Raw genomic sequence first — 10,895 nt, forward strand, 5'->3', positions numbered from 1 at the left:
CCGAAACAAGGGTACACTAGGCGCTCAGTGGACCTCCCTGCAGGTCGGGGAACCTGTTCTGTCTTTGGCTTCATCGCATGTTTTGGAACTTCTGTCGGGAAAAGTTAAGGGAAGAACTGACAAAGGATCAGTTCGACACCTGGATCCGTCCCGTGCAAGCCGTAGAGGCCGAGGACTCTATTACGCTCATCGTGCCCAACCGCTTCGTATTGAACTCGCTTGAAGAACACTACCTGCCGAAAATACGCGAGATCGCTCACAGGGAGGGTCGTCCGGAAATATCCGTAGAAGCGAATATAGGAGGCCGCCTCACCGAAACGAATGGCGGCGAACGCACCGACGCGCCCCCCCGCGCCGGCCCCGTCTCGCCCATCTCCAAGTACAACATCAAGTTGCGGGAGGACTATACCTTCGACACTTTCGTGGAAGGCAGCACGAACCGATTCGCCAAGACGGCCGCGCTTCAAGTCGCCAAAAAACAGGAACCGGCCCACATTCCGTTGCTTATATGCGGTGGCGTCGGACTGGGAAAAACGCACCTTATGCAGGCGATCGGACACGAAAGCACAAGGAGACAGCCCGGGACGCAGATCGCATACCTTCATTCCGAACGCTTCGTCGCCCAAATGGTGCATGCCCTGCAACACAACACGATAGACCGGTTTAAAAAGCACTACCGATCTCTGGACACCTTGTTGATAGACGATATCCAGTTCTTTGCCGGAAAAGAGCAGTCCCAGGAAGAATTCTTCCACACCTTCAACGCCCTGCTGGAAAGCCAGAGCCGAATCGTCCTGACCTGCGACCGCTACCCCAAGGAAATCCCCGGTCTGGAGGAGAGATTGAAGTCCCGCTTCGGATCCGGCCTCACCGTCACCATCGATCCGCCGGAACTGGAAACCCGGGTAGCCATTTTGAAGAGCAAGGCGCAACAAAGGCAGTCCGAAGTTCCGGACGAGACCTGCTTCTTTATCGCCAAACGCTTTCGTTCCGCTAACGTGCGCGAGTTGGAGGGCGCGCTGAACCGGGTCATCGCGAACGCCAAATTCACCAACGCCCCCATTACCCTCGATTTCGCCAAAGAGGCGCTAAAAGACATGCTCGCCCTGATAGACCGGCAGGTATCCCTGAGCAATATCCAGAAAACCACCGCCGAGTATTTCAACATTCGAATCTCCGATTTGCTGTCCAAGCGCCGGAGCCGCTCGATTACCCGGCCGCGACAGATCGCCATGACCATCGCCAAGGAACTGACCAACCACAGCCTCCCCGAAATCGGAGAGGCATTCGGCGGCAGAGATCACACGACGGTTATCCATGCCTGCAGGAAAATCTCCGAACTCCGCCAAGGCGACAACAAGATCGAAGAGGACTACAAAAACATTATGAAGATCCTGTCCATATGATGGGAGAATCGCTTAGCAAGCCAGGGAATTCCTTGCCGCGGATACCAGGTTCGGGACAGGTAATACACAGGACGCGCGAGACTGGGGAGGCCGCAGTCACGGGCAAGGAAAAGCTTTTCCACCGAAATGGGGCGCCCTTAAAATAACGAGGTTTAAAAATGAATAAAGAATTTACTGTAGCGCAGAAAACCCTGTACCAGGCCATGCAGGCCGTGCGGCGAATTATCGAAAGCGGGACGCAGACCCCCACGATACTGAACCAGGTTTTGTTGCAGACCGAGGGGGAAAAGCTCACCGTTACGGCAGCGACTCAGCAATTGGAGTTGAGTATCGCTCTGGCTTGCAAATCCGATTCCGAATTCGTTTCCACGCTGCCTGCCGCGAAGCTGGCCGATCTCTGCCAGTCCTTTCCTACGGACGCCGAACTGAAGGTTTCTTTCCAGGAAAATATGGGCACGGTTACCTCCGGGAAAAACCGCTTTACGCTGAAGAACCTGTCTTCCGAAGAGTTTCCCCATATGCAGGGGGTGGACCCCAAGGCGCAGTTTTCGCTCCCGCGCAGCGTCTTCCGGCACCTGTTGGAAAAAACTTTGTTCTGCATAGGAGCCCAGGATTCCCGCGCTTATCTGAACGGTTTGTTGCTGGAAGTGGCCAACGGAAAGATTCGGGCGGTGGGTACGGATGGGAACCGGCTGGCGCTGGCGGAAGTCTCGCTGGAGATGGATTCGGAGTTATCGGTTCGGATGCTCGTTCCCCGCAAGACGGTGGAGCGCCTGTTGCAGTTGATCGAAGGCGATGGAGAACTGCAGCTGGAGATAGATCGCACATTCGTCCGATTTACGATGGATAATCTGCGGTTCACATGCCGCCTTTTTGAAGACGAGTATCCCGATTACGAGAAGGTCGTTCCGGCGCCGACCGAGTCGCTGATGCTGGCTAGTCGAGAGAACCTTCTCAAGGTTCTGCTGCGAGCCTCCGCGCTCCTGGAGGATAGGAGATACGGCGGCGTGAACCTGCATATCTCGGAGGGCGCCATGCGTTTGGAGGTGGAGAACAGAGAAGGAGAGCGCGGCGAGATGGAGTTTGCGGTCGAGTATGAAGGGGACCCGTTGCAGATAGGATTTAACGCGGATTTTCTGATGCGCGCTTTGGAGAAGGTCGAAGGGGAGAAGGTGCGGTTCTACTTCACGTCTGCCACGGGCAGCTGTTTGATTCTTCCCGCCGAAGAAGATTCGTACAGATATGTGATCATGCCGATGCGGCTGTAGGGGCGGGGACCGAAGGTGGGGTGTTTCACGTGGAACCGGTTTCCCGGGACGGCGCCCTGGGACGGCGCCTTGGGCGCGGTTCCACGTGGAACGGCAAACGGAATCGGAAAAGCATGGGGCTAGAAAGAGAAGGAGTAGGGATGACGAAGGCAGCTAAGGAAAGCTACGACTCTTCCAAGATCAAGGTCTTGCGCGGTCTGGATGCCGTACGCAAACGGCCGGGGATGTATATCGGCAACACGGAAGACGGAACCGGGTTGCACCACATGGTGTTCGAGGCGGTGGACAACAGCGTGGACGAGGCCCTGGCCGGATACTGCGACGAGATTCGGGTCGTCATCCACACGGACGAAACGATATCAATACGGGATAATGGCCGCGGGATTCCGGTGGACATGCATGCGGAGGAGGGGAAAACCGCCGCGGAAGTGATCATGACGACCCTGCATGCGGGCGGAAAATTCGACGACAACGCCTACAAGATATCGGGGGGGCTGCATGGGGTGGGGATCTCGGTGGTCAATGCCCTCTCCGAGCGCCTGGTGCTCGAGATTCGCCGCGGCGGCGGGTACTACCGGCAGGAATATCGGAACGGGTCTCCGGAGACGCCTCTGCAACGGATAAACGACTCCGACGAGACGGGCACGAGCATTCGTTTCCAGCCCAATGCCGGAGTATTCCGCGACCTTTCCTTCCATTATGACGTGTTATCCACCCGCCTGCGGGAATTGTCTTTCCTGAATGCCGGGATTGGGATTGACCTGCTGGACGAGCGCTCCGGGCGTCAGAACCACTTTCGCTACAAGGGAGGAATCTCAGCTTTCGTAAAGGATTTGGGCCGCAATAAAACCACGTTGCACGAGAGCGTGATCGCGCTGGATGAGAAACGGGGGGATGTAGAGATCCAGCTGGCCCTGCAATGGAACAGCTCCTATCAGGAAAGCATTTTCTGTTTCACGAACAACATTCCGCAGCAGGATGGCGGCACTCACCTGGCGGGACTTAAATCCTCCCTGACTCGAACCCTGAACGGCTTTCTTGAAGAGCGCGGCCTTAACGCCAAGGCGAAGCTGTCCATAGCGGGCGAAGATGTGCGGGAAGGGCTGATCGCCGTGCTGTCGGTCAAGATGCGCGACCCGAAATTCTCCTCTCAGACAAAGGACAAGCTGGTATCGGGGGAGGTGAAAGGCATCATTGAGTCCATCGTTCCGGGGGCGCTGCGGGATTTCCTGTTGGAACGCCCGGCCGAGGCGAAGGCGATATGCGAGAAGATTATCGAGGCCTCCCGCGCCCGGGAGGCGGCTCGCAAGGCCCGGGAATTGACGCGAAGGAAAACGGCGTTGGACATCGCCGGTCTCCCGGGCAAGCTCGCCGACTGTCAGGAGAAAGACCCGGCCCGCTCCGAGTTGTTTCTGGTGGAGGGGGAATCGGCGGGCGGTTCCGCGAAGCTGGGGAGGGATCGCCGTTACCAGGCGGTATTGCCGCTTAAGGGGAAGATTCTCAACGTGGAGAAAGCCCGTCTGGACAAAATCCTTTCCTCGGCCGAGATCGGGACCCTGATCACTGCCCTGGGTTGCGGTATCGGCAAGGACGAATTCGACCCGGCCAAGCTACGCTACCACCGGATTATCATTATGACGGACGCCGACGTGGATGGCTCCCACATCCGCACGTTGTTGCTGACCTTTTTCTACAGGGAGATGCCCGCGCTGGTAGAGCGAGGCCACATCTACATTGCCCAGCCGCCGCTCTACAAGGCCAAGAAAGGCAAGCAAGAACAGTATCTGCAGACGGAACGGGAACTGGACCTGCACTTGATGAAGCTGTCCCTGCAAGATGCCAGCATACATCCCGGCAATGGGGGGAAGGCCGTGGCGGGAAAGGCCCTCGCGCGCATCGGCGACGCGTATTCCCGCATGAAAGAAGACTGCGCCCTGCTGGCCAAGCGCTACCCTCCCCAGCTGGTGAGGCAGATACCGGAGATGCCCAGCTTGCAGTACGAACCGGTTCCTACCCAGGACGCGGTCCGGGAGTGGTTCGGCGAATTGGGACGCCGCATCGGCGCCGGCAACGGCGCCGGCGCCCAGGTCGCGCGCATCGAGAAAGAAGATCAGGGCTGGCGCGTGTTCTTTACCCTCAGCCAGTACGGGATCCCCATCGCCGTCGAATTGGGCCCGGAGTTGTTTCTATCGCCGGAGTACATGCGCATCGGAGAGTATGCCCGGAAACTGGAGCTGCAACCGGAAGCCTTTGCCCAGGTGAAGGAACGGAAACAGCCCGTGACCTCCCTCTACAGCGCCGTGGAATGGATCCTGGAACAGGCCCGCCGCGACATCAGCCTCCAGAGATACAAGGGCCTTGGGGAAATGAACCCGGACCAACTCGGCGAGACCACCATGGACATCAAAACGCGCGCCCTGTGCAAAGTAAAACTGGAGGACGCCATCGCCGCCGACAAGGTCTTCTACACCTTGATGGGCGAACCGGTAGAGCCGCGCAAGAAGTTCATCGAGGCCAACGCCCTTTTCGTGGAAAACCTCGACACCTGAGCCGCGGCCTTCAAGTCGCGGCGCTCACATCGCGGCGGCCCTTGCCAGGGTCCATACGTCTATGCGCCCGATCCCTCCCCTGCGCAGGGTCCTGGCGAGTTCGTTCACGGTGCTCCCCGTGGTCACCACATCGTCCACGATGGCGACATGACGATATTCCGGCAACCGCTCCCCGGGCAACAGGAAAGCGTTGCGCACGTTGGCGCGCCGCTCCCCCGCGGTGAGCCCCTGTTGCGGGCGGCCGGGACGGCGCTTCAGGCCGCAAGGGTCTATGGGGATGCTCAGGTCGTCCCGCAGCCAGCGGCAGATCTCCAGGGACTGATTGAAGCCGCGGTGTCGCAGGCGCCTGTGGTGCAGCGGCACCGGGACCAGCGCCTGGGGAAGCGCCGCGTCCCGGGCCCGCGCCGCCTTCGCCAGCCACTCTCCGAAGTTGCGCGCCAGGTAAAGCCTGGAGCCGGACTTCAACTGCAACACCAGGGAATTAATGGGGAATTCGTACACGAAAGGGGCCATACAGGAAAAGTAAAACGGCGGGCGGCGCAGGCAGGCCGGGCAATGCCCGGGCCAGGGCATCGGCAGGGCGCAGCGCGGGCAGGCGCGGAGATTATGCGGGAGATCTTCCGAGCAACCCTGACACAGGGCGCCGCGGCCCCGCGCGCCGCAGACGACGCAGGGCGGGTAGAACAGCCGGTCCAGCCACGTCCCTATAGCCGACACAATCCAGCCTCGCTACAATGATGCCCAAGCAAGCCGGGCGCGCCCGCATGATCGCGGGGCATTCCGCGGGCGGCTCCGCGTGAGGAGCCGCAATGGCGCGCCGCCGGCTGCAGGGTAGCAGCACGGAAGGGGGCTTTTCCACTTTGCCGCAAAAAAAAGCGATCTCCGGGGAAATCCGCTGTGACTGGTCGTTGCCGGAAGTCATGGCGCTGTTCCGTTTGCCGCTGCCGGAATTGTTGCGGCGCGCGCACCGGATCCACTGTCGCCATTTCGATCCCAGGGAAGTGCAGCTCTGCGTATTGCTCAGCATTAAGACGGGGGGCTGCCCGGAAGACTGCGCATACTGTCCGCAGAGCGCGCGGTACCGCACCGGGGTGCGCCCCACCCCCCTGCTTGACTTGAAGGAAGTCCGCACACGGGCGTTGCAAGCCAGGGATCAAGGCGCCAGCCGCTTCTGTATGGGCGCTGCCTGGCGCGGGCCGCGCCCGCGCGACCTGCCGCCGGTGTTGGAGATGATCTCCGCGGTCAAAGACCTGGGCCTCGAGACCTGCGCGACCCTGGGACTCCTGGATGCCGGGCAGGCGCGCCTCCTCAAAGGCGCCGGTCTGGACTTCTACAACCACAATATAGACACCTCGCCCGGCTTTTATCGCAAGGTCGTAGGTACGCGCACCTATCAGGATCGCCTGCGGACCCTGGCCCATGTGCGCCAAGCCGGGATGGCCGTATGCTGCGGGGGGATCGTCGGCATGGGCGAGAGCGTGGCGGATCGCGCCGAAATGCTGCAGGTTCTCGCTACCCTGCCGCGGCACCCCGAAAGCGTGCCGATCAACCTCCTGCACCGCTCGCCGGGGACGCCGCTGGCGGATGCCGCCCCCGCGGACCCCCTGGACCTGGTGCGGGCGGTCTCGGTCGCGCGTATCGTGATGCCGGCCTCGCGCGTCCGTCTGGCGGCGGGCCGGGACGAACTGTCGGACGAATTTCATGCCCTTTGTTTTCATGCCGGCGCGAACTCAATCTTCTACGGCGAGAGGCTGCTGACGACCAAGAATTCGGCGGTGGCCCGGGACCGGCGGCTATTGCAGCGTCTCGGCATGGTCGTCTCCCACTAGCGCGGGGGGCCGCCGCGGGCCGGCGGAGCGTGTCGTGAGCGGATTTCTGGAGCGCCTGGAGACGCGGCTGGCATCTCTGCCGCCGGAGGCCCGCCGCCTTCGCCGGCCTCTGGAGGGGGCGCAGGGGGCGTGGGCTTGGCAGGACGGACGGCGGCTGCTGAACTTCTCCAGCAACGATTACCTGGGTCTCGCCTCCCACCCGGCGGTCGTAGGGGCGGCGGCGCGCGCCTTGCGGCAATACGGCGTGGGCAGCGGCGGCTCGCAACTGGTCTGCGGCTACAGCCGGGCGCAACAAGCCCTGGAGGAGCAACTGGCCGAACTGACCGGCCGCGAGCGCTGCCTGGTCTTCTCTTCGGGATATCTGGCGAACCTGGCCGTGGTCGGCGCCCTGTTGGGGCCGGGCGCCCTGGCCTGCGCCGACCGGCTCAGCCATGCCTCTCTGGTGGATGCCATATTGCTGTCGCGGGCGCGCCTGTCACGGTACCGCCATGCGGACCCGGAATCTTTGCGGCGCAAACTGGCCGCCGCCGCCGGCCGCGACTGCCTGGCGGTCACCGAGGGCGTATTCAGCATGGAGGGCGATGTTCCTCCTCTGCGCGAGATCGCGCGGCTCTGCCGCCGCCGCGGCGTCGCGCTGATGGTGGACGATGCCCACGGGATCGGCGTCCTGGGCGCGACCGGAGCGGGCACGTTGCAGGACTTGGGCCTGGGCCAGGAACAGGTCCCCGTTCTGGTGGGCACCTTCGGCAAGGCGCTGGGGTGTGCCGGCGCCTTCGTCGCGGGCGCCGCCGGGCTGGTGGAGACTTTGGTTCAGCGGGCCCGCCCGCTGATCTACACCACCGCCCTTCCCCCGGCCTTGATGCAGGCGGCCGGCGCTGCATTGCTCTTGTTGCGCCGGGAAGGCTGGCGCCGCCGCCGCCTGCACGAACGCATACAGTACTTCCTGCTTTGCGCGCGGCAGTTGGGGTTGCCGCTGCTCCCTTCCCGCACGCCGATCCAGCCCTTGCCGGTGGGCGCTTCCCGGGAGGCGGTACGGCTGAGCCGCGCCCTGCTCGAGAACGGGATGCTGGTTCCCGCCGTGCGGGCGCCCACCGTGCCCCGGGGCGAGGCCCGCCTGCGGATTAGCCTGACGGCATGCCACGAGCGCGGACATATAGACGCGCTGCTGGAGTCCCTGGGAAAATTATGCGTTCGCGGCAGCGCGCAGGAGGCCGCGGGCGCGAGCGGCGGGACTTCGGTGTCCGCTTCCGCGCCGCCGGCCGCATCCTCGCGGGAGCGCCCGTCGTGAGTGCCCAGAGGCGCCTGGACTGGCCCGCCATGGTCCGAAACTTCGATACGGCGGCCAGGGACTACGAACGGGTCGCCGGTCTGCAACGCGAGGTGGCCGGGCGCCTGGCGGAGCGCCTGGACCTCTTGCGGATTCGGCCGCTCCGCGTCCTGGACCTGGGCGCCGGCACGGGTATCGGGGCGCGGCTTTTGCAAAAGCGCTTTCCTCGCGCTCGTTTTGTGCAACTGGACTGCTCCTGGGCCATGCTGGATACGGCGCGCCGCCGGGCGCCGCGCTGGTTCTCCCGCCACTCCTTCCTGTGCGCGGACGCCGCCGCCCTGCCGCTGGCGGATCGGTCCTTCGAGCTGGTGTTTTCCAGCCTGATGCTGCACTGGTGCGGCGACCTGGGGCGCGCCTTGCGCGAGCAGTCGCGGGTGCTGCGCGGCGAGGGACTGCTGCTGTTCTCCGCGTGCGGGCCGGACACCTTGCGTGAACTCAGGCAAAGTTGGGCGGCGGCGGACGACGGCCCGCACGTGAACGCCTTCCCGGTGATGCAGGAGATCGGAGACGCCCTGATCCGGGCCGGCCTGGAGGAGCCCGTGTTGGACACCGAGCGCCTGATCTTGCGCTTCCCGGACGTAAAGGCGCTGGCGCGCATGCTGCGGCAGCTGGGGGCGCGCAATGTGGCGCTGGAGCGGCGCCGGGGCCTTGCCGGCAAAGGCCGAAGGCGGCGCATGCTCGATGCCTACGAAGGCTGCCGGGGTCCAGATGGCCTGTTGCCGGCCACCTTCGAGATCATCTACGGTCATGCCTGGCGCCCGAAGCGCCCGGCGCAACCGCGGCCCGCCGGGCCGGCGGAGGCGGTCGTTCCATTGTCGGCGCTGCGGTTGCGGCGCGGGGCAACGGACCGTGGCAAAGACAGCGAGCGGGACGATGACTGAGCGCCGGAATGCGGGCGTGTTCGTCACGGGCACGGACACGGGGGTGGGCAAGACCTGGGCCTGTATCGGTTTGCTGGCGGCTTTGCGCCGGCAAGGCTGCCGAGTCGCGGGCATGAAGCCCATAGCCAGCGGCTGCGAAGAAACGCCCGCGGGCCTGCGCAACGAGGACGCGCTCCTGCTACAGCAACACAGCGCGCTCGCCTTGCCCTACGAACGGGTGAACCCCTGCCGCTACGCGCCCCCGATCGCCCCGCACATCGCGGCGCTACGGGTTGGCCGGGAGATCTCCATCGCGGCGATCCTCCAGACCTTCGAGGGGCTCCGCCGTGAGGCCGACTTCGTTGTCGTGGAGGGTGTCGGCGGTTGGCGCGTGCCTCTGGGCCCGGAGCGCACGCTGGCCGACCTGGCGCATGCCATGCGGCTTCCCGTGTTGCTGGTGGTCGGCCTGCGCCTGGGCTGTCTGAATCATGCGCTGCTCAGCGCCGAGGCCATTCGCGCCGACGGCCTGGAACTGAAAGGCTGGATCGCCAACCGCCTGGAGCCGGGCTACGAAACGTTGCCGGAGACGCTGGAGACCCTTTCCCGGGGCCTGGGCGCGCCTCCCCTGGGGCTGCTCCCTTTTGTTTCTTCTCCTCCTCCCGCCGACCGGCTTGCCGATGGCCTGGAGGAAGGCGTGCGCCATGCCTTTCGGGAGGCGTTTCCGGCCAGTGGCGCCCCGCCCGGGCGCCGCTCGCGGCCCGTGCCATAACCGCCGTTGCGCCCCGTCCGTTCGCAGCCTCGCCGCGGAACCGCAAATGTACCCGCCGTTGCCGCGATTTGATAAAATTGCCGCAGGATGACTGGCGCGAGACAGCGGCTTGCAAGGCGACGCCCCCCCATTCCCGCCGCGGGGGGTGCCGTGAGACGGCGGCTGGCGCTCGCGCTGTTGCTGGCGGCGCCCGGCGCCTGGGCCGGGGGTGCGGCAGAGGGGGATATGGCGGGCGATATGTCCGGGGGCGGCGGCGCCCGGCCGCCCTGCGCCGCCGGGGACGTGGGGGACATGAGCGCCACGGAGACGGCGGTCGGGGGGCTGGAGGACTGCGCGGCGGGAGGGGCGACGGCCGCGGAACGCGAGCGGCGCTTGCTGTTGCGGCACGAACAGGCCCTGGACGACACGGACGATATCCTGCTGAAGGCCCGCCTGGAGTTGGAGCGGATGCAGGAAGGAGAGGACTCCGCCGCGGCGGAGAACGGGGGCATGGTCAGCAGAGAGCTGGGGAGATTGAGCGACCTGGAAGAGAGCGCCCCGGACGCGGACGCGGCCGCCGGGGATGGGGACAGGGAAGAGCGCTTGCCCCCTGATCTTTCGGGCGCGCAAGAGGCGGAGGCAGGGGGCGCCGCCGCCCCGAAGACCGCGGGCGCGGTAGGCCGCGGTGGCAGGAATCTGCCGTCTGCGCCGGCGGACGTGGGCGACGGCCAGGACGACGACATTGTGGCGCGGCAGTTGCGGGAGGCCGCGGCCAAGGAACCGGACCCGGAGGTGCGCGAGAAACTATGGGACGAATATCGCCGCTACAAGAAGGGCGGGTGAGCGCCTGCCTGGGGGCGGGGGCCGCAAGGGCGGTGGCGGCCGGCCCCGCTCCGCTGCTGGCGCCG

At 64.5% G+C, this 10,895-nt stretch carries 9 protein-coding genes; 8 read left to right on the forward strand and 1 reads right to left on the reverse strand.

Annotation, left to right across the window (positions count from 1 at the left end):
- Nucleotides 1-77 precede the first annotated feature (77 nt).
- The 3 genes from dnaA (at nucleotide 78) to gyrB (ending at nucleotide 5,223) form a co-directional block, all read left to right on the forward strand.
- Entirely contained in the window at nucleotides 78-1,406 is a 1,329-nt protein-coding gene (gene dnaA / locus OXU43_05000) for a chromosomal replication initiator protein DnaA (protein MDD9824508.1), read from the forward strand.
- Nucleotides 1,407-1,564: 158 nt separating this feature from the next.
- On the forward strand, nucleotides 1,565-2,674 hold the full coding sequence (gene dnaN, locus OXU43_05005) for a DNA polymerase III subunit beta (GenBank protein MDD9824509.1): 1,110 nt from the start codon (nucleotides 1,565-1,567) through the stop codon (nucleotides 2,672-2,674).
- A gap of 140 nt (nucleotides 2,675-2,814) precedes the next feature.
- A complete protein-coding gene (gyrB, locus tag OXU43_05010) occupies nucleotides 2,815-5,223 on the forward strand; it encodes a DNA topoisomerase (ATP-hydrolyzing) subunit B (GenBank protein ID MDD9824510.1) in 2,409 nt (802 codons plus the stop codon).
- Between the two features lie 24 nt (nucleotides 5,224-5,247).
- Here gyrB and OXU43_05015 read toward each other — a convergent pair whose 3' ends face one another.
- Entirely contained in the window at nucleotides 5,248-5,940 is a 693-nt protein-coding gene (locus OXU43_05015; protein ID MDD9824511.1) for a ComF family protein, read from the reverse strand.
- 92 nt (nucleotides 5,941-6,032) lie between these two features.
- Here OXU43_05015 and bioB point away from each other — a divergent pair, with 92 nt between their 5' ends.
- The 5 genes from bioB to OXU43_05040 all read left to right on the forward strand — a co-directional run bounded on the left by bioB (nucleotide 6,033) and on the right by OXU43_05040 (nucleotide 10,830).
- A complete protein-coding gene (bioB, locus tag OXU43_05020) occupies nucleotides 6,033-7,052 on the forward strand; it encodes a biotin synthase BioB (protein ID MDD9824512.1) in 1,020 nt (339 codons plus the stop codon).
- A gap of 34 nt (nucleotides 7,053-7,086) precedes the next feature.
- Nucleotides 7,087-8,340, forward strand: coding sequence for an 8-amino-7-oxononanoate synthase (gene bioF / locus OXU43_05025; protein ID MDD9824513.1), 1,254 nt, complete (start codon nucleotides 7,087-7,089; stop codon nucleotides 8,338-8,340).
- Nucleotides 8,337-9,260, forward strand: coding sequence for a malonyl-ACP O-methyltransferase BioC (gene bioC / locus OXU43_05030; GenBank protein ID MDD9824514.1), 924 nt, complete (start codon nucleotides 8,337-8,339; stop codon nucleotides 9,258-9,260). Before bioF ends, bioC begins: the two co-directional genes overlap by 4 nt.
- The gene (bioD, locus tag OXU43_05035; GenBank protein ID MDD9824515.1) at nucleotides 9,253-10,008 is read left to right on the forward strand and encodes a dethiobiotin synthase; all 756 of its coding nucleotides are present in this window, start codon (nucleotides 9,253-9,255) and stop codon (nucleotides 10,006-10,008) included. The genes bioC and bioD overlap by 8 nt, the downstream gene beginning before the upstream one ends.
- Nucleotides 10,009-10,158: 150 nt before the next feature.
- Nucleotides 10,159-10,830 carry a hypothetical protein gene (locus OXU43_05040; GenBank protein MDD9824516.1) on the forward strand — a complete coding sequence of 224 codons (672 nt, stop codon included), beginning with the start codon at nucleotides 10,159-10,161 and terminating at the stop codon, nucleotides 10,828-10,830.
- Nucleotides 10,831-10,895: the final 65 nt, after the last annotated feature.

The organism is Gammaproteobacteria bacterium (assembly GCA_028817255.1).
In the GTDB taxonomy this organism is placed as follows: Bacteria; Pseudomonadota; Gammaproteobacteria; order Porifericomitales; family Porifericomitaceae; genus Porifericomes; species Porifericomes azotivorans.